The organism is Duganella sp. BJB1802 (assembly GCF_013369445.1).
GTDB lineage: Bacteria > Pseudomonadota > Gammaproteobacteria > Burkholderiales > Burkholderiaceae_D > Rugamonas > Rugamonas vulcania_A.
In genome coordinates this window covers 135,106-154,947 of the sequence record NZ_JABWEF010000009.1, presented here as the reverse complement: position 1 = coordinate 154,947, position 19,842 = coordinate 135,106, and the positions used below count along the sequence as shown (strand labels likewise).

Genomic DNA, 19,842 nt, shown 5'->3' with positions numbered 1-19,842 from the left:
ACAATGAAGATGCTGAATCAGGAAGAAGCAAAACGCATTTGCGACAAGGTGATGTCGCTGTCCAAGGCCGACGAGTGTCGCGTGCAGATCAGCGGCAGCCGCAATGGCAATATTCGCTACGCGCGCAACGCCGTGTCGACCGCCGGCCTGACCGAGAATACGCAGCTGACCGTCAGCGTCGCCTTCGGCAAGCGCCAGGGCACGGCCTCGATCAATGAGTTCGACGACAAGGCGCTGGAGCGCGCCGTGCGCCGCGCCGAGGACGTGGCGCGCCTGGCGCCGGAGAACCCGGAGTTCCAGCCGGCGATCAAGAAGCAGGAGTACAAGCCGTCCGCCACGTACAACGAGGCCACCGCCGCCATCGATCCCGAATACCGCGCCGAAGTGGCGGCGGCCAGCATCAACGCCTGCCGCAAGCAGGGGCTGGTCGCTGCGGGCTTCTTCAGCGACACCACCGGCTTTGAAACGGTGGCCAACTCGAACGGCGTGTTCGGCCACCAGACCTTGAGCAATCTTGGCTTCACCATCACCACCCGCACCGAGGATGGTCGCGGCTCCGGCTGGGCCACGCGCTCGGCCACCGATGCGAAGAAGTTCGATGCGCGCGAGGCATCCGAGATCGCGATCGAGAAGGCGTTGAAATCGGTGGACGCCAAGGCGCTGGAGCCGGGCCGCTACACGGTGATCCTGGAGCCGGCTGCGACATCGGAAATCATCGGCCGCATGTTCGGCGCCTTCGACGCGCGGCGCGCCGACGAGGGCCGCAGCTTCCTGTCGAAGAAGGGCGGCGGCAACCGCCTGGGCGAGAAGCTGTTCGATGAGCAGGTCAACGTCTGGGCCGACCCTTGGGACAAGGACGTGCCGGTGCTGGCGTGGGACGACTCGTCGATGCTGGCGCGCGAACGCGCCGACGTGATCAAGGGCGGCAAGGTGGCCTCGCTCGACTATACCCGCTACTGGGCCGAGAAGCAGGGCCAGCGCGCGTCGGGCCGGCACGGCAACATGATCATGGCGGGCGGCGGCAAGTCGACCGAGGAGTTGATCGCGTCGACCAAGAAGGGTGTGCTGGTCACGCGCACCTGGTACATCCGCATGGTCGATCCGCAGTCGCTGCTGCTGACGGGCCTCACGCGCGACGGCACCTTCTACATCGAGAACGGCAAGATCAAGCATCCGATCAAGAACTTCCGTTTCAACGAAAGCCCGGTGTCGATGCTGAACAATATCGATGAACTGGGCAAGCCGGTGGTGATCGGCGGCGACGAGGTACGGTTCCAGATGCTGATCCCGCCGATGAAGATACGCGACTTCAACTTCACCTCCCTGTCGGACGCGGTGTAAGGCAGGGCCGTGGCCAACTACGATTTTTACTTCACCCGCCTGACCTACGAGTCGGGCGACTGGGATGTCGATATCCGCATGCCGAGCAACGTGCTCAATTCGCTGGTCGAATACACGACCTTGCGGGTCGATCCCGTCGAGCGCATCGTCGCGCTGTCGGACCCGAAGATGCTGGAAGCGCCGTTCTGCTACTTCGCCGGCCACAAGCTGGTGCAGTTCACGCCGGCCGAGCGCAAGAACCTGGAGCGCTACATCAAGGGCGGCGGCTTCCTGTTCGTGGACGACTGCAACCACGATATCGACGGCCTGTTCGCCAAATCGTTCGAGGCCGAAATCGCCCGCATCTTCGGGCCGAAGGCGCTGCACAAGATTCCGAACACGCATCCCGTGTATTCGAGCTTCTTCCATTTCGACGGCCCGCCCAACACCAGCGTGGAGCTCAACGGCTGGGGCGACGATCTGGTGCACGACTACCTGAAGGCGGTGGAAGTCGGTGGCCGCGTGCGGCTTTTGTACAGCAACAAGGACTACGGCTGCGAGTGGGACTACGACTTCCGCAACAAGCGCTGGCTGGTGGTCGACAACACCCGCTTCGCGGTCAATATCATTCAATATGCGTTGGGAGCCTGATCTTGGATAGTGCAATCGCCTGGAGCGAAAATGAAATCGGCGCGTTGAGCGCCAAGGTGGCGGCGCTGAAGGCGAGCATGTCCCGTGTGATCATCGGCCAGGAAAACGTGATCGATTCGCTGATCATCTGCCTGCTGGCCGGCGGCCATGCGCTGGTGGAGGGTGTGCCGGGACTGGGCAAGACGCTGCTGGTCAAATCGTTGTCGCAGGCGACGGACATGGACTTCCACCGCGTGCAGTTCACACCGGACCTGATGCCGTCCGATATCGTCGGCACCGAGATCCTTGAAGAGGACCATGCGACGCGCAAGCGCGAGTTCCGCTTCCAGCGAGGGCCGGTGTTCACGCAGGTGCTACTGGCCGACGAGATCAACCGTGCGCCGCCGAAGACGCAATCGGCGCTGCTGGAGGCGATGCAGGAACGCAGCGTGACCTTCGCCGGCCAGACGCACCGGCTGCCCATGCCTTTCTTCGTGCTGGCGACGCAGAACCCGATCGAGCAGGCCGGCACCTATCCGCTGCCGGAGGCGCAGCTGGACCGCTTCCTGCTGCGCATCGACGTGGTGTATCCGACCGAGGAAGAGGAAATCGCGATGGTCTCCGCCACCACCCACGCCGGCTTGAAGGATGCCGACCCGGTGATGGACGTGGAGACGCTTCTGCGCCTGCAGCAGCTGGTGCGCGACATCGAGATCGGCGACCATCTGCTGGCCTATGCGACGCGCCTGGTGCGCGCCACCCGTCCGGCGTTGACGACGGTGCCTGCGGTGAAAAAGCATGTCGGCTGGGGCGCTGGCCCGCGCGCGGGGCAGGCGCTGGTGCTGGCCTCCAAGGCGCGCGCTCTGATGCACAACCGCCTCGCAGTCACGCGCGAGGACATCGGCGAGATGCTGCTGCCGGTGCTGGCGCATCGGGTCATTCGAAATTTCGAAGCGGAGGCGGATGGCGTGGCGATCGCCGACATCTTGCTGGCGCTGCGCGAGCATATCCGCCTAGACTAAGCCGCGATGCAATCGACTTTCAAACCGTCCGCGCCGGGGACGTCCTCACCTGCCGCCGCCATGACGGCGATGATGGCGCAGACCAAGGACTTGGACCTGGTGATCCGCCACGTGCTGGCGGGGCTGGGCCACGGCCTGCACGCGGGCCGCGAGCGCGGTGCCGGCGTCGAGTTCTCCGAGTACCGCGCCTATGCGCCGGGCGACGAGTGGCGCCGCGTCGACTGGAAGCTGCTGGCGCGGGCCGACCGCTACTTCGTTCGCGAGGCGGAGCGCGACAGCCACGTCGCCACCTGGCTGTGGCTGGACGCCAGCGCGTCGATGGCGGAGCCCAGCCGCGAGATCAACGGTGTCGACAAGCTGTGGTTCGCGCGCACCGTGCTGGCCTGCGTGGCGGCCATCGCGCAGCGGCAGGGCGACGCGTTCGGATTGGTGGTGTGCAGCGGCGGCAAGGTTGAATTCACGCAAGCCTCGCGCGGGCCGCGCCAGTTGCAGCGCGTGCTGGCGCAACTGGCCAAGGCCAAGCCGGAAGGCGGCCTGCCCGGCGCCGAGGTGCTGAAAGCGAATTTGCACTTCGCCCGCTCACCGAGTTTGATATTCGCCGCCAGCGATTTCCTCGACTGGCCATCGCCGCTGAGCGAAGCGCTGCTGCGCCTGCGCCGCCTGCGGCATGACGTGCGGCTGCTGACCTTGCGCACGCAAGCGGAAGTCGATGCCAGCTTCAAGGCCGGCGCGGCCTACCGCGACCCGGAACGGAGCGACGGCTTGCACCGCATGAGCAACGCGGACCGCGAAAGCTACAGGCAGCAGAGCCGCGCGCATTTCGACGCGGTGGCGACCAGCTGCCGTCAAAACAATATCGTCCACTACGAGGCGCGCATCGAGCAGCCATTGGGCGCAGTGCTGCGCAGCTGGTTGCAGCTGGCGGGAGCGCGCGCAAAATGATGTTGAGTTCTTATCCATTGTGGTGGCTTGCGCTGCCGGTGCTGCTGCTGCCGGTGTGGTGGCATCGCCAAAAACGCCAGCGCCTGAAGGCCGAGCCGTTGGCGACCGCGCGCTTCCTGCCATCGGCCGCGCCGGAGCAGTTGCGCGTATGGCGATGGCGCGACCGCTTGCTGCTGCTGGTGCGCTGCCTGATGCTGGTGACGCTGATCGCCTGGCTGGCCGCGACCATCTTCCCATGGCGCGGCGACACCGTGCTGCTGGACGCCGGCGTGGACAAGGCCTGGGCCGAGCAGCAGATCACCGCCGCCGGCATGAGCGCCGCCCAGCGCATCGAACTGCCGCCGAACGGCCTGCAATGGCTGCGCCAGCACGAGCGCGATTGGCGCCCCAGCGCGCGCCTTCTGATCGTCGCACGTGGCGAACAGATAGCGATGCCGGCCCGCGTGCCGCCGTTCAGCCACCAGGTCGAACTGCGCACCAAGCTGCCGCCCGCCGCCGCCCCCACCGCCGCCGCGTCGGCCGCGCCTGCCGGACCGCTGCGGGGCGGACATCACATCGTGCTGGCCGGCGCGCAGGAGCAGGGCGCCGCCTGGCGTTCGTTGCTCGCCGCCTTTGCCCGCGCCGGCGATGGCGCTGAACGCTACACGCTCGCCGCCGAACCGGCCACTGCGACGGAGCTGATCATCTGGGAATCCCCATCCGCGCCGCCCGCCAACTGGCGCGCCCCGCACTGGTGGCTGGCCGCGCCAAGCCCCGCGTTTCCCGAACTGGCAAACGCCTCCACGCTGAACATCAACGGCCTCACCCTGAAATACGCCGACTCCCCGCGCGGCCGCCTGTGGACTTCGGACGCCCTCCCCCCGCGCGACGCCGACACCGCCCGCGCCCTCTACGAAGCGTGGCAACAGCTAAGCCCCGCCCCCGCACCGGCCTACCCGATGCCATCGCAAACCCTGGGCGGTACCCGCAGCGCGCTGCCCGCCATCACCGATGCCAAGCCCGCCGCCTGGCTCGCCCTTGTCCTGCTTGCGCTGTTTTTACTCGAACGGATACTGAGCCATGCACGGCGAAGCTGACACCCTGCGCCGCCACCTGTGGGCCGCCGTCCTGCGCCGCCGCGTCCCCCAATGGCTGGCCGCATTGGCGCCGCTTGCCGCAGCCCTGGTCCTGCTGCACGCGGCTCGCCCGCTGGTGATCGCGGCCATGCTGCCATGGGGCGCCTGGCTGGCCGTCGACATCTACCGCTGGCGCCAGCGCATCAAACGCGAATGGACCTCTTGGCTGAACGCCGCCATCCCCGCGCTGGAAGACAGCAGCACGCTGCTGGCGGCCGACGCCACCACGCCGATCGCCAGGCTACAGCAACAACGCCTGCAAGCCCGCCTGGCCGCCGTGCTGGGTGACGACGACTACCGCCGCATCGCCCGCAACCGTGTGCGAATGAGCATCCTGCCCATCCTGCTAAGCCTTGCCGCTGCAGGCGCCGCATGGGGCTACCACGGCAAGCAAACCGCCGCCAGCGCGCCAGCCGCAGCCAGCCAGGCGCCAAGGCCGATTGTCGACGGCGAAATCTACCTGCGCGTAACGCCGCCGGTCTACACCGGCGCCAAGCAGTTTGAAACCGCAGCCCGCGACATCCAGGCACCGCAATTCTCCGAAGTGCGCTGGTGCGTGCGCAACCCCAGCGGCGCGCAGCCGGCGGTGGAGCTGGGCGACGGCGTCATCCTGCCCGTCACCGAAGCCTGCGCGATGAAGCGCGTCGAAGAATCCACGTTCTGGCGCGCGCGCGGCAAGAACAGCACCCGCTACAACATCCGCGTCACGCCCGACCAGGCGCCGCAAGTGACCATCATCGAGCCGAACGAATTGATACACATCCTCTCCAAGGACGCGAAGACCGCGCAGATCGCCGTCAGCGCCCGCGACGACTACGCCATCGTCCGCGCCAGTCTGCACATGACGCTGGCGCGTGGCAGCGGCGAGAATATCCGCTTCACTGACCGTGAAGTGCCGCTGCCCCAATCGTCCGATCCGAAAACCCGCAACTGGAAAAAACAATGGACGCTGGCGGAACTCGGCATGGAACCGGGCGATGAACTGTATTTCTTCGTGCGCGCAACCGACAACTCGCCGGACAATCCGCACACCACCCAATCGCCCACCTACACTCTGCGCCTGCCCGCACCGGAAGCGGAAAGCCTGGACGCCAGCGCGCTGCCATCGCTGTCCAAGCCCGAAAACCTGCGCAGCCAGCGCCAGATCATCATCGACACCGAACAGCTGGTGGCCGACATGCAAGCCCACCCCGGCATGCCGGCGGCCACGGTGCGCGCGCGCAGCGAAGCCATCGCATCGGACCAGGCCAGCCTGCGCCTGCGCTACGGCCAATTCCTCGGCGAAGAATCCAGCCTGTTCGGCGATGAGCACGACCACGAAGGCGAAGAACACCACGGCGGCAAGGCGGCCTTCGGCAGCGAGATGTCGGTGGTGAAGGAGTTCGGCCACGCGCACGACCAGGAAGACAACGCCACCATCTTCGACCCCAAGACCAAGGCGATACTGAAGCGCGCACTGTCCGCCATGTGGGACGCGGAAAAGTCACTGCGCGCGATCTCGCCCAAGCCCGCACTGCCGCCAGAATATAAAGCGCTGGACGCGATCAAGGAGCTGCAGGCTGCGGAGCGGATCTACCTGCACCGCACCGCCTTCGTGCCGCCCGCGCTGAAGGAAGAGAAGCGCATGAGCGGCGACATCGTCGGCGTATTAAGCTACAAGCGCGCACAAGGCACCGCCGGCGACACGGTGCCTACCGAAGTGCGCGAACTGGTTCAGGCCTTGTCGCAGGACGGCGCGCTGCCGGCCCTGTGGAGCAAGGCCGCCCGCGACACCATCGCCGCCCGCATCGCCGATCCGGAACAGAAACTGAGCGCGCAACGCGCGGTGCAGGATGTGCAGGACGGCTGTGCCGCCTGTCGCGGCGAATTGCGTGCATGGTTGCGCGGCACGCTGACGGACGCCCCGGTGCTGCTGCAAGCACGGACATCGACGGATACACCATTCCGTCAGGCCTGGAGCGGCAAGGAGCCGTCGAAATGATGAACATGGAATTGACGTCCGTCGCCGTTCCCGTGGCAGTTTTGGCCGCCGGCGCAGTCAGCGGCATGCTGTATGGCCGCAAGCGCAAATGGATCGATGCCGCGCTGGTCTTGGTGGCCTCGTCGTCGTTGGCCATCGCACTGGCCGATATACGCTTGCCGCAGGCCGGCGAGAACATCGCGAAGGTGACGACCGACGCATCCGGCGGCATCGGCGAAGCATCCCTGCAAGCGATAACGCGCGCCCAAACCGTCGCCCTGAGCGGCGATGGCCTGCGAGAGGCGGAGTGGCGCGACCTGCCAGCGCGCCCCGTGCAATGGACGCCAGGCGCGGCCGACCAGCTCTGGCTGGACTTCCCGCGCTCGATATCGCTGGGCCGTATCTTCACGCTGACGGTGCGCCGCGCGCCGGCGCAGGCGGGATGGCGCTTGCAGCTGCTGGCCGAGAACAAGCAGGTTTTGGCGGACTCCAATCTGTCCGGCGCCGGAACGTCGTCGCTGAGCGTTCAGTGGCTGCCGCCGGTGGCGGAGGCCATGGTATTGCAGGCGCGCCTGCTGGACGCCGCCGGCAAGGCGATCGCCCAAGGCCCGATACCATTGCAGGTAAAGGAGCCGATGCCCTTGCAGATACAGGGCCGCTTCGATGCGCCATCGTTCGACGCGCGCGCATTGAACCAGCTGCTGGCCGACGGCAACGCGGTGCTGGACTGGAGTGTCACCCTGGGCAAGGCCGTTGCACGCAGCGAAACCGCGCGCGCTCCATTGACGGCGCCGAACGCGATGTTTGTCGATGCCGCCTACGTGGAACACATGAATCCTTCCGCGCGCGGCGCACTGTTGGCGCAGACACGGCAAGGCACGCCGCTGGTTGTGCTGGGCGCGAACGCCGCCGATGCGGCGATGTGGCAGCGCGAGTTCGGCCTGCGCCTGCATCCGCAATCGCCCACCACGGAGAAGGAGGACACGCGCCAGTTCGCCGTCGCCGGCGCCGTGCTGGCGATGCCGCCCGCCGCCTTGAATCCCGACGATAACGCCGTTGCGCCGTGGTCCGTGGCGGCGCGCGACAGCAGGAAGCAGCCCTGGCTCTGGCAGCGCGATTTTCAGCAGGGCCGAGTGGTGTGGATAGGCGTATCGGACTGGCACCGCTACGCCATCAACTCGCCGCAAGCACTGGCCTTATGGTGGCAGGGTGCGATGGACAAGATCGCGCTGGCGGGCGTTCAAAAAACCATCTGGCGGATGCCGGACCCTATGCCGCTGCAAGGCTTGCGCAGCGAAGTCTGCGTCGAGGGAGGCGCGGCGGCAAGCGCGCAGCCGGCCGACGGCGGCCCCGCGCTGCCGCTGCTGGCACGCGCCGACAAGGCCGATTCCCGATGCGGCGCATGGTGGCCGCGCCGCGCTGGGTGGATGAGGTTCGATGCGGCCGGCATGGAGGCGCCGGCGCTGGAATATGTCTACGACGTCAAGGACTGGCCGGCGTGGCAGCGGGCCTTGCGGCGCGACGCCACCACGACCTATGCGGCGCGTGCCGCCCGCGCCGGTGACGTGGCCTCCGCCGGGCTTCTCTTGCCGATTGCGCCCTTCGCACTGGCGTTTACCCTGTGCATGTTGGGCTTGTGGTATCGCGAGTCCCGGCAGCGCCAGTAAAAAAGTGCGCTACCACTTCTGCCAGCCGACCACGTACGCCGGCGCGGCGTGGGTGCAGGCCGGATCGGTGATGGGCTTCATCTGCACGCGCTCGAACGGCAGCACGCCCGCCCACACCGGCCAGCTCATGTCCTCCTCGTCGTCCTCCGGGCCGCCGGCGCGCACCTTGCAGGCCGCTTCGTCGAGCGCGACGCGCATGATGGTGGTGGCCGCGTATTCCTTGTCCGATCCCGGCCGGATGTCGGCCTGGCGGCCCGGCGCCAGCTTCTCCATGAACGCCTCCATCGTGCGGCGCCGCTCGCCCTCGTCCGCCACCACCTCGAAGCGGCCGTAGACCATCGCCGAGCGGTAGTTCATCGAATGGTTGAACGCCGAACGCGCCATCACCAGGCCGTCGAGGTGCGTGATGGTCACGCAGGTCTCGCTCTCCGTCAAACGCTTGAGCATGCGGCTGCCGTTGGAACCGTGGATGTACAGGTGGTTCCCTTCGCGCCAGCAGGCGGTCGGGATGCAGTGCGACCCCTTGTCGTCGGCGAAGGCGATGTGGCACAGGTAGGCGTCGTCGATAATCGCGTGCAGCGTGGCGGTGTCGTAATGCGCGTTGGTCGGAATGCGGCGGACGCGGGTGCGTTCGCTCGGTGCGGCGTGGCTTGCTGGTTCGGTCATGATCTCCATCCAAAAAGGTTGAAGCCGCAATATAATGGCTGGCTGGCCCCTTAAACAGGTCCAGTAATCATTGTTTTAATGGAGCCACGAATGGACTTTGCCTTGCTGATCGACGGCTACGCCGCGCAGAACCGCCATCGCGGCTGGCCGCGCCAGCGCATGCTGCACGAATGCCTGCGCGCGGCGATTCGCAACGGCACGCTGGCTGCGGGCACGCGGCTGGCCGCGTCGCGCGCGCTGGCCGAGGAGCTGGGCCTGGCCCGCAACACCGTGCTGTACGCCTACGAGCAGCTGGCCAGCGAGGGCTTCGTCACCACCGACCGGCGCGGCACCGTGGTGGCCGCCGTGGCGCCGGACCGCAAGCCCGCCGCGCAGCGCCAGGCGGCCGCGCCGCAGGCCGGCCTGTCGCAGCGGGCACGCGCCTTGCGCCCCCCGCAGGGACCGGCCGAGATGATGGGCGCCTTCGTGCCCGGCGTGCCGGCGCTCGACCATTTTCCGCTGACGTTGTGGCGCCGCATGCTGGAACGCGCCTGGCGCACGCTGACGGTGGAGCAGCTCAACTACGGCGACCCGGCCGGCGAGCCGCAGCTGCGCGAGGCCATCGCCGACCATCTGCGCGCGGCGCGCGGCGTGGTGTGCGAGGCGGCGCAGGTGTTCATCACCGACGGCACCCAGAGCAGCCTGGATCTGTGCGTGCGCGCGCTGGCCGATGTCGGCGACACCATCTGGATCGAGAACCCCGGCTACGGCGGCGCGCTGGCGGCGGCGCGCGCGGCCAGCCTGAACGTGGCCGGCATCGAGGTCGACGACGACGGCATCGCGCCCGCCGCCGCCGACTGGCTGCTGCGGCCACCGCGCCTGGTCTACACCACGCCGTCGCACCAATACCCGGTGGGCAGCGTGCTCAGTCTGCGCCGCCGCATGGCGCTGATCGCCGCCGCGCGCGACGCCGGCGCGCTGATCATCGAGGACGACTACGACAGCGAATTCCGCCACGACGGCGCGCCGCTGTCGGCCATGCAGGGCCTGGCGCCGGACGCGCCAGTGGTCTACCTGGGCACCTTCAGCAAGACCATGTTCCCGTCGCTGCGGATCGGCTTCGTGGTGGTGCCGCCCTGGCTGGCCGACGATTTCGCGCGCATGCGCGCGCAGTCGTCCGCGCGGGGGCGCGTGGCCGAGCAGCTGGCGCTGGCGGAGTTCCTGCGCAGCGGCCAGTTCGCGCTGCACTTGCGCCGCATGCGGCGGCTGTACCGGCAGCGGCGCGACGCGCTGGTGGCGGCGCTGGAACAGCATCTGGGATCGGTGGCGACGGTGCACGGCGGCTCGGCCGGCATGCACCTAGCGCTGCGCTTCGCGCGGGCGGACCTGGACGACCACGCGATCAGCGCGCAGGCGCTGGAGCATGGCATCGTGGCCGAGGCGCTGAGCGGCAAGGACACGCAGGGTACGTCGGGCTGGAAGGGGCTGATGCTCGGCTACGCACAAGTGCCGGCCGAGCAAATGGAGGGACTGGTCAAACAGTTGGCGGCGATACTGCACCTGGCGGCCTTCGCCGCCAACCGTTCAGGACGACATTAGAACGCGGTGTCGGCGCGGATGTACATCGAGCGGCCGTTCACGCCGATCGGGCAGGTTTCCCAGCAGCGGGTGAAGCCCAGTTTCGGGAACGATCCGCCGTTGGTCCACTCCGACGGCAGCTGGTTGAACATATTGTTCACGCCGATGCTGAAGAAGGTGCGCTTGGTGTAGGCGTAGCGCACCGAGGCGTCCACCAGCCACTTGGCGTCCCACTTCTGCAGGGGGCTGAAGTTTTCCGCTTCCACTTCACCGTAGTAATTGGCGCGGGTGTTCACGTTCCACTGGCCGGCGGTGTAGTCGGCCGCCACCACGTGGTGCTTGCGTGGCTGGCCGTGTTCGATCAGGGTCACCTGCGACTTGTCGAACAGCTGCTCGCCGGTCAGCACCGACGACGTCGAATGACGCTTGGTGACTTCGGTCTTGTTGAAGCCCAGCTGGCCGGACAGCACCAGCGTCGACGCCGCGAACTTCGAGGTGTGCTCGGCCACGATGTCCAGGCCGCGCGTGCGGGTGTCGACCGCGTTGGTGAAGAACTGCGCCTGGCCCACGCCCAGCGGTTTGAGGATGTTGGCGATCGGGCCGCCGTTGGCCTCCGGTGCGATCTCGCTCGAGAACACGATGCGGTCCTTGATCTTGATCTCGTACAGGTCGGCGGTCAGCGACATGTTCTTCGCCGGACGCAGCACCATGCCGACGCTGCCGCTGGTCGAGGTTTCCTCTTTCAGCGGCGCGATGCCGAAGGCCTGGGTGACGGCGCTACCCTGGCGCGCGGTCAGGGTTTCGGTCAGCACGCCGTTGTTCAGGTTGGTCGACACGGAGCTGTAGAACTCCTGCTGCACGCTCGGCGCGCGGAAGCCGGTGGACAGGCTGCCGCGGAAGCCGATTTCCTTGGTCGGGTCGAAACGGGCGCTCAGCTTGCCGGTGACGGTGCTGCCGAAGTCCGAGTATTTTTCATAGCGCACGGCGCCGGCCAGCGTCAGGTTGTCGACCGGCTTGTGCTCGGCGTCCAGGAACAGGGCGATGTTGTGGCGGCCCGAGTCGACCGCGGTGGCCGGCGTGTAGCCGGGGAAGCCCTGGATGCCGGAGGCCGCCGTGGCGCCGCTCGGGGTCTTGATGATGATGGCCGGGTTGTTGGTGCGGCCGTACTGGTACGAGACCGGGTCGCCGGCGACGATCTGGTAGTTGTCGGCGCGGTATTCGAAGCCGGTGGCCAGGAAGATGCTGCCGTCGCCGACCTTGACCGGGCCCTTGACGTCGGCGTTGAAGGTCAGCTGGTTGAACTTCAGCGTGCCGGTGTTGGCGTCGCGCGGCGATTCGCCGTAGATGCTGCCGTCGGCCTTCTTCTCCCACCAGTAGCTGACGTTGACGCTGTCCGACTCGTGGAAACCGAGCTCGCTGGCGCCGTAGTTGATGCTGACGTCGGCCTTCCAGTCGTTGGCCAGGTCGCGGCGGTAGCCGAAGGCGAACGAGGCGTCCTTGATGTCGGTGTGGATGGCCGGCAGGTAGCCGTTCGGCGCGATCGACGGGATGGTGCGGTCGTCGCCGGCCGAGCGGAAGAAGCCGTACGAATCGCTCTTGCGCTTGGAGACGCCGCCGAAGGCGTAGAACTCGCTGGCCTTGTCGATCGGCAGGCCGGCGTTCCACCACAGGTAGCCGTCCTTGGTGTTGCTGTCGCCGATGTGCTGGGTCACGCGCGGCGGATTGACGCGCAGCGAGTCGGGGCCGGCGCGGTTGGTCTCGCCGCGCTTGCGCGCCTCGGCGGTCAGATTGATGAAGCCGCCGTCCTGGCCCAGCGCGAAGCCGGTGTTGGCGGTGCCCGAGTACAGGTCGCCGTCGCCTTCGGAGGTGGTGCCGTAGCTGCCGCTCAACTGGGTCTCGTTGACCTGCGACTTGAGCACGATGTTGATCACGCCGGCGATCGCGTCCGAGCCGTACTGGGCGGCGGCGCCGTCGCGCAGCACCTCGATGTGGTGGATGGCGCCCAGCGGGATGGCGTTGATGTCGGTGCCGGCCGAGCCGCGGCCGATGGTCTGCTGCACGTTCACCAGCGCCTGCTGGTGGCGGCGCTTGCCGTTGACCAGCACCAGGACCTGGTCGGGGCCGAGCGAGCGCAGCGTGGCGGGGCGGATCGAGTCGGTGCCGTCGCTGATGAAGGTGCTGGAGAAGTTGAACGACGGGTCCAGCGTCTGCAGCAGCTTGCCCAGCTCCAGCGGGCCGGCGGTCTGCATGTCCTTCAGGCTGATCAGGCCGACCGGGGCCGAGGTGTCCAGCGCGGTCTTGGCCACCGAGCGCGAACCGAGCACGACCACGGTTTGTTCGGGGGCCGCCGTGGTGTCGGCGGAGGCGGTTTGGGCGCTGCCCTGGCCTGCTGCCAGCAGCAGGATCGCGCTGGCGACCAGCGTGCGTTTGAAGTGCGGTGCTCTTGTCATGTATCTCTCTCGTTGTTGTGGACGCGCGCGGATAGCACGGGCGAGAAAAATACTATCGTTTCCGCGAACTGAGCGGCAACGCGGCATGCACCATCATGTTGCATATTCTGCACATTCGACAATATTGCGTGCGTTATGGGACGACTTGTCGTAATCTGGCCGACGGGCCGCCGCAAAACGGTGCAAAACTGTGGTGCGGGCGCATCAGTACGGTGCTTTGCCTGGTGCGTTACTGCTGGTCCAGCATCCAGCCCTTCAGACCGTTGACCCAGGACTTGGCCGGCAGGTTCAGGCTCTTCTTGATGGCGCCGGCGCGCTCGTACAGCACGCTGAAATCCAGCACCGGCGACTGCTTGAAGGCGATCACCACGATGTTGGCGTCGTGCACCTCGGGCAGCCAGACCACGGCGTCGAACACCTGCTCCATCGCCTGCAGGTTCTTGTCGTAGTTGGCGAAGTCGCCGAACACATTGGTGGTCATCATGCCGCCGTCGCGCAGGGTGTCGAAGCAGGCCTGGTAGAACTCGGGCGAGTCCAGCACCGGGCCGCGCGCCTCCTCGTCGTACAGGTCCACCTGCAGGATGTCGACGCCGCCGTGGTTGGCCGGGTCGAGCACGAAATCCATGGCGTTCATTTCCAGCACGTTCAGGCGCTCGTCGTTGGGCGGCAGGGCGAACTGCGCGTGGCAGATGGCGATCACGTTGGGATTGAGCTCGACCGCCGTCACGCGCGCGCCGGGCAGGCGGCGGTAGCAGAACTTGGTGAGCGCGGCGCTGCCCAGGCCGAGCTGGACGATGTGGCGCGGCTGGTCGTTGAAGAGCAGCCACATCATCATCATCTGCACGTATTCGAGCTCGATGTTGTCCGGCTTGGCCAGGCGCATGGCGCCCTGCACCCAGGAGGTGCCCAGGTGCAGGCTGCGCACGCCCTGGTATTCGGTGATGGTGGCGGGAGGATAACCGGGCTGATCGAACCGGATGTTGGCGGTATTATAGAAATTGGAGGACTTGGACATAGCCCGGTAGTTTAGCAGGCTGAATAGAAGTTCACATCGCATAAGGGTGGAAAGCCGGTCGGGCCTTTTCCGATTTCAACGGGGTTCGATAGATCCCGGCCAAAGCCGGCGCCGGCGCGGGCGGTCTGGCCGCGCCGGAATCAATCGCCGGGCTCCAGGCGAAATCGCTTAAAATGAGGACTCAATTGTGTAACGTGATTATGTCCAAAGATCCCAAAGACCGGCCCTACCTGACCCCCACCGAAGTGGCCAACTGGATGATGGTGTCGCCCGTCACCGTGCGCGGCTGGGCGCAACGCAATCTGTTGCAGGCCGAGGTGACGCCGGGCGGCCACCGCCGGTTCCGCCGCGAAGAAGTTGAGCGCTTCGCGCGCCAGTGGAATCCGGCTGGCAACAAGGGGCCGCTGCGCGTGCTGATCGTCGACGACGACATGGGCGTGGTGGGTTTCCTGCGCGAATTGATCGACGGCGGCGACTACGACGTCGTGGTCGAGACGGCGCACAACGGTTTCGACGCCGGCTGCCTGGCGCAGAGTTTCGTCCCCGACGTGATGTTGCTGGACCTGATGATGCCGGGCCTGAGCGGCACCGAGGTGTGCCGCCAGATCAAGCAAAGCGCGGGGCTGGACAGTGTGCGCGTGATCGCAATGAGCGGTTACTTGACGGCCGAGAACGAAAGTGAGCTGTTGGCGGCCGGGGCCGAGCGCTGCATCGCCAAACCCATAGACGGCATGGCCTTGCTCAAGGCGATGGGCCTGGAGGTCTGACCGCCCGGCACGGCGCCCGCCGTGCTGTCGGCAGGCCAGAGGCCAGACGCAACGATGAATGGCGCGATAGGAAAATATGGTTAAGCACATCAGGCCGGCGCGGCACGATGGCCTCGCCGTGGCGCTGGCGCTGCTGGTGGCGCTGCTGGTGCTGCTGCCCTGGGGCCAGGTTGACATTCCCTTCCGTCACTACCTGCCCTTGCATACGCTGCTTGAGTTCACCTCCATCGTCGTCGCCTTCCTGGTCTTCGCCACGCTCTGGTACACCCCGTCCAACGCCGTCTCCGCTTCCTGGCTGTTGATCGCCGTCGCGCTGTTTTCGGCCGGCTGGCTGGACTTGGCCCATGCGCTGTCGTTCCGCGGCATGCCGGACCTGATCACGCCGTCGACGGCGAAAAAATCCACGGCGTTCTGGCTGGCGGCCCGCCTCATCGTGGCGCTGACGCTGCTGGGCGTGAGCTTTTATCCGCATCTGCGGCGTCCCAGCCGGCTTGGCCGCTACGGCTTGCTGGCCGGCGCCGCCGCGCTCAACCTGCTGTTGCTGTGGGGCGTGTTCTGGCACGAGGCCGAGCTGCCCGGCGGCGGCGGCGCGATGGACTATTTCAGCTTGAAAAACATCCTCGAAGGCTTGGCGGCGGCGCTGCTGCTGCCCAGTGCCTGGCGCTACCGGCGGCTGGCGCGCGGCGCCGGCGCCGGCGCCGACAGCCTGCGGCCGCTGTTCCTCGCCGCGTTGGCCGGGGCGCTCAGCGGCCTGCTGCTGATCAATCATGAAATCATGGCCGACCTGCGCAATCTGTTCGGCCACCTGTACAAGCTGCTCAGCTACGGCTTGCTGTTCCAGGCCATGTTCGTCGCCAGCGTGCGCAAGCCCTACCACCAGTTGTCGCTGCAGGCCCATGCCCTGGCCGAGACCAACGCCCAATTGCGCACGCGCTCGCTGGCGCTGTCCTCGACGGCGATGCCGGTCTTCGTGACCGACCTGGCCGGCCGGGTGCAATGGCGCAACCGCGCCGCCTACGCGCTGCTGCGCCAGGCCCTGCCCGGGCGCGCCGCGCGCCAGCAGTTCATGTCGGCCCTGTTGCACAGCGATCCGGCCGCGCTGGCCGGCATGCGCGCCGCGCTCGCCAACGGCCAGCTCTGGCGCGGCCAGGTGCGCCTGGGCCGGGACGGCGGGCCGCGCCTGAGCCTGGACTGCACGGCGACGCCGCTGCGCAACGATGACGGTGCGGTGGACGGCTCGGTCATCACCGCCGAGGACGTCACCGAGCGCATCGCGGCGCGGCAACGCTACAAGCGCGTGCTCGACACCGCCCTGGACGGCTTCTGGATCGTCGGCGCCGACGGCCGGCTGCTGGAGGTCAACCAGGGCTACGCCAAGATGTCGGGCTACACGGTGGCGCAGTTGCTGCGGATGAACGTGGACGAGCTGGAGGCGGCCGCCTTCACCCGCGACATCCCGCTGCGCATGGCGCATCTCGCCAGCCAGGGGCAGTTGCGGCTGCAGAGCCGCCACCGCCACGCCGACGGCCACGAGTTCGTCGTCGAGATGTCGGCCACCCACGACCCCGCGACGGGCCATATCTTCGTGTTCCTGCACGACCGCAGCGAGTACGAGGCGGCCGCCGCCGCCCGCTACGACCTGGAGCGGCAGCTGCTGCAGTCGCAGAAGATGCAGTCGCTCGGGCAACTGACCGGCGGCATCGCGCACGATTTCAACAACGCGCTGACGGCCATCCTCGGCTACGCCAACCTGGCGCTGCGCCGCTGCTTGCCGGCCCAGCCCGGCAAGCTGGGCCCCTACCTGCGCGAAATCGTCGGCGCCAGCGAACGGGCCAGCGAGCTGGTGGCCAAGATGCTGACCTTCGCGCGCATGCAGCCGGGCGCGCCGGCCGGACCGCTGGCGCCGGCCGGGGTGATCGCCGAGGTGCTGGCCATGCTGCGCCCGTCGATCCCGTCCGGCATCGCCCTGCACAGCCGCGTCGACGATCCGGCCTGCGTGCTGATGGCGGCCGGCGAACTGCACCAGGTGCTGGTCAACCTGATCATCAATGCGCGCGACGCGATCGGCGAGCACGGCAGCATCGAGGTGCGGGTGCGCCGCCGCCTGCTCGACGGCCAGTTGTGCGCCGTCAGCCGGCGCCGGCTGGCGGGCGACTACCTGGCCATCGAGGTGCGCGACGACGGCTGCGGCATCGCCGCCGAGCATGTCGGGCGCCTGTTCGACCCCTTCTTCACCACCAAGGAGGTGGGCAAGGGCACCGGCCTCGGCTTGGCCATGCTGCAAAGCATACTGCGGCGCGCCGGCGGCCACGTGCTGGTCGAGACGGCGCCCGGCCTGGGCAGCTGCTTCCCGCTGCTGTTCCCGGTCGCGGCGGCCACCGCCGGCGCGGCCGCCGTGGCCGGCCCGGCCGCCGTGTTCGACGGCGTGGCCGGGGCCGGCCAGCAGATCTGGGTGGTCGACGACACGCCGGCCGTGGCCCGCTACATCGCCGAACTGCTGGGCGACTGGGGCTACCAGGTGCGCCGTTTCGACGATCCGCTGCAGTTGCTGGCCGCCTTCCGCGCCGCGCCGATGGCGGTCGACCTGGTGCTGACCGACCAGACCATGCCGGGCATCGGCGGCCTGGCGCTGGCCGCCGCGCTGCACCGCCTGCGGCCCGGCCTGCCGATCTTCCTGTGCACCGGCCAGCGCGCCGGCCTGGACGAGGCGGCGCTGGTGCGCTGCGGCGTCCAGCGCTGCTTCGACAAGCCCGTCTCCGGCGACGCGCTGCTGCGGGCGGTCGCGCTGGCGCTGGTTTGAGCGGTGCCGGCGGCGCTGTCGCGCCGGCGAGACATATTCGATCAAACCGATTAAAACGATCAAAATTATTGACTTGTTTGAAACTCCGATATATATTTCCGTCGGGAATCAGGTTGTTCCGTGCCTCATTGCGCGATGCTGGCGCGACCTGTCTTGCCCGCGCCGCCAGTCCAGGCCGCCGGCGTCGCCTTCCCTCCCGTCGCGCCGGCAAACCGGCGGGATCCACCGCAATCGGAGAGCTTGAATGAACATGAATGTGGGTACCCGGCTGAGCGCCGCCTTCTTGCTGATGATTGTTCTGCTGCTGGGCATCACCCTGCAGGGGATCGCCGGCATGAGTTCCGTCAACGACAGCAGCGAATTGATCGTCAACGACCGGTACCGCAAGGTGACGATCGCCAACGCCGTCCTCGACGGCATCAACAGCACGGCGGTGGAGATGCGCAACCTGCTGATCCTCGAGGACAAGGCGCAGGCCGCCCAGGCGCTGGAACGGATGGCGCTGGCGCGCGGGCAGGTCACGATCCAGCTGGCCACGCTGGAACGGGAACTGTCGACCGAGCAGGGCCGCCAGAGCCTCAAGCGCATCCTCGACGCGCGGGTCCGCTACGCCGCCGGGCAACAGCGCTTCCTCGCGCTGCTGGCGGCGGGCGACAAGGCGCAGGCCGGCGCCTTGCTGCTGTCGAGTGTGATGCGCGACCAGCAAGCCTATTTCGACGAGGTGCGCGGCCTGGTCAACCTGGTCGGCCAGCTGATGGAGAAGGCCGGCGAGCACTCGGCGCTGACCTTCCACGCCAGCCGCAACTGGATGCTCGGCCTGGCGGCGCTGGCCACGCTGCTGGCCTGCGGCTTGGGCATCTGGATCACGCGCGGCATCACCGGCCCGCTGCGCTGCGCCATGGCCGTCGCCCAGGCCATCGCCGGCGGCGACCTGCGCAGCCACATCAGCGTCAGCGGCGACGACGAGACGGCGCGCCTGCTCAAGGCGCTGCAGGCAATGAACGACAGCCTGCAGCGCATCGTCGGCCAGGTGCGCAGCGGCACCGACACCATCAACGCCGCCGCCAGCGAGATCGCCGACGGCAATCTGGACCTGTCGGCGCGCACCGAGCAGCAGGCCAGTTCGCTGGAGGAGACGGCCGCCGCGATGGAGCAGCTGACCAGCACGGTGCGGCAAAACGCCGACAGCGCGCGCCAGGCCAGCGCGCTGGCCGCCGGCGCCAGCGCGGTGGCCAGCAAGGGCGGCGCCGAGGTGGCCCGGGTGGTCGACACGATGGCCTCGATCAACGCCTCGTCGCAGAAGATCGTCGACATCATCAGCGTCATCGAGGCCATCGCCTTCCAGACCAACATCCTGGCGCTGAACGCCGCCGTCGAGGCGGCGCGCGCCGGCGAACAGGGCCGTGGCTTCGCCGTGGTGGCGGCGGAGGTGCGCGGCCTGGCCCAGCGCAGCACGGCGGCGGCCAAGGAGATCGAGTTGCTGATCCGCGACTCGGTCGAGCAGGTCGAATGCGGCAACCGACTGGTCAGCGACGCCGGCCGCACCATGGCCGAGGTGGTGGCCAGCGTGCACCGGGTCAGCGACATCATGGGCGAGATCAGCGCCGCCGGCGTCGAACAAAGCGCCGGCATCGCCCAGGTCAACGAAGCGATCGCCCAGATGGACGCGGTGACCCAGCAGAACGCCGCGCTGGTGGAGGAGGCGGCGGCGGCGGCCGCCAGCCTGCAGCAGCAGGCGCGCGGCCTGTCCGCGACGGTCGGCGTGTTCCGCATCGACGATTTGCGCGCCGGCGCGCTGGCCGCGGCCCCGGTCCCGCCACGGCGGCGCGGCGCCGTAACCACGCCGGCTGCCGCCAAGGCGCGGCCGCGCCAACTCGCCGCCGTCGACGAGTGGGAAGCATTCTGAGTCCGTTCTGAGCGGATCGCCCGCC

Annotated in this window: 14 protein-coding genes; 11 read left to right on the top strand and 3 right to left on the bottom strand. The window is 67.8% G+C overall.

Annotation, left to right across the window (positions count from 1 at the left end; all coding sequences use genetic code 11):
* Nucleotides 1–3: 3 nt before the first annotated feature.
* From HUX88_RS16110 to HUX88_RS16080, 7 genes are read left to right on the top strand one after another with little or no spacing between them, the layout of a single operon-like run.
* Entirely contained in the window at nucleotides 4–1,341 is a 1,338-nt protein-coding gene (locus tag HUX88_RS16110) for a TldD/PmbA family protein (RefSeq protein WP_176362421.1), read from the top strand.
* A 9-nt stretch (nucleotides 1,342–1,350) separates the two neighbouring features.
* A complete protein-coding gene (locus tag HUX88_RS16105) occupies nucleotides 1,351–1,971 on the top strand; it encodes a DUF4159 domain-containing protein (protein WP_008444191.1) in 621 nt (206 codons plus the stop codon).
* A gap of 2 nt (nucleotides 1,972–1,973) precedes the next feature.
* A complete protein-coding gene (locus HUX88_RS16100) occupies nucleotides 1,974–2,972 on the top strand; it encodes a MoxR family ATPase (protein WP_229219378.1) in 999 nt (332 codons plus the stop codon).
* Nucleotides 2,973–2,978: 6 nt separating this feature from the next.
* A complete protein-coding gene (locus tag HUX88_RS16095; protein WP_176362420.1) occupies nucleotides 2,979–3,914 on the top strand; it encodes a DUF58 domain-containing protein in 936 nt (311 codons plus the stop codon).
* Nucleotides 3,911–4,990 carry a BatA domain-containing protein gene (locus tag HUX88_RS16090; RefSeq protein WP_229219377.1) on the top strand — a complete coding sequence of 360 codons (1,080 nt, stop codon included), beginning with the start codon at nucleotides 3,911–3,913 and terminating at the stop codon, nucleotides 4,988–4,990. The genes HUX88_RS16095 and HUX88_RS16090 overlap by 4 nt, the downstream gene beginning before the upstream one ends.
* Nucleotides 4,974–7,010 (top strand): DUF4175 family protein, encoded by a 2,037-nt coding sequence (locus HUX88_RS16085; RefSeq protein ID WP_176362419.1) that lies wholly within the window; start codon nucleotides 4,974–4,976, stop codon nucleotides 7,008–7,010. Before HUX88_RS16090 ends, HUX88_RS16085 begins: the two co-directional genes overlap by 17 nt.
* Entirely contained in the window at nucleotides 7,007–8,656 is a 1,650-nt protein-coding gene (locus HUX88_RS16080) for a hypothetical protein (protein ID WP_176362418.1), read from the top strand. Before HUX88_RS16085 ends, HUX88_RS16080 begins: the two co-directional genes overlap by 4 nt.
* Nucleotides 8,657–8,665: 9 nt before the next feature.
* On the opposite strand, the gene HUX88_RS16075 is transcribed toward HUX88_RS16080, so the two are convergent.
* On the bottom strand, nucleotides 8,666–9,331 hold the full coding sequence (locus HUX88_RS16075; protein ID WP_373886803.1) for a pyridoxamine 5'-phosphate oxidase family protein: 666 nt from the start codon (nucleotides 9,329–9,331) through the stop codon (nucleotides 8,666–8,668).
* A gap of 81 nt (nucleotides 9,332–9,412) precedes the next feature.
* Between HUX88_RS16075 and HUX88_RS16070 the strand changes: the two genes are divergently transcribed.
* Nucleotides 9,413–10,900, top strand: coding sequence for a PLP-dependent aminotransferase family protein (locus HUX88_RS16070; RefSeq protein WP_176362416.1), 1,488 nt, complete (start codon nucleotides 9,413–9,415; stop codon nucleotides 10,898–10,900).
* Here the strand turns inward: HUX88_RS16070 and HUX88_RS16065 are convergent.
* Entirely contained in the window at nucleotides 10,897–13,329 is a 2,433-nt protein-coding gene (locus tag HUX88_RS16065) for a TonB-dependent siderophore receptor (protein WP_176362415.1), read from the bottom strand. The genes HUX88_RS16070 and HUX88_RS16065 overlap by 4 nt on opposite strands.
* A gap of 229 nt (nucleotides 13,330–13,558) precedes the next feature.
* On the bottom strand, nucleotides 13,559–14,344 hold the full coding sequence (locus tag HUX88_RS16060) for a spermidine synthase (RefSeq protein ID WP_176362414.1): 786 nt from the start codon (nucleotides 14,342–14,344) through the stop codon (nucleotides 13,559–13,561).
* 200 nt (nucleotides 14,345–14,544) lie between these two features.
* On the opposite strand from HUX88_RS16060, the gene HUX88_RS16055 reads away from it, so the two are divergent.
* The 3 genes from HUX88_RS16055 (at nucleotide 14,545) to HUX88_RS32985 (ending at nucleotide 19,817) form a co-directional block, all read left to right on the top strand.
* Nucleotides 14,545–15,111 (top strand): response regulator, encoded by a 567-nt coding sequence (locus tag HUX88_RS16055; RefSeq protein ID WP_176362413.1) that lies wholly within the window; start codon nucleotides 14,545–14,547, stop codon nucleotides 15,109–15,111.
* 76 nt (nucleotides 15,112–15,187) lie between these two features.
* Nucleotides 15,188–17,911 (top strand): MASE3 domain-containing protein, encoded by a 2,724-nt coding sequence (locus tag HUX88_RS16050; protein WP_176362412.1) that lies wholly within the window; start codon nucleotides 15,188–15,190, stop codon nucleotides 17,909–17,911.
* 244 nt (nucleotides 17,912–18,155) lie between these two features.
* Nucleotides 18,156–19,817: a methyl-accepting chemotaxis protein gene (locus tag HUX88_RS32985; RefSeq protein WP_301549481.1), complete on the top strand. Its 1,662-nt coding sequence runs from the start codon at nucleotides 18,156–18,158 to the stop codon at nucleotides 19,815–19,817.
* Nucleotides 19,818–19,842: the final 25 nt, after the last annotated feature.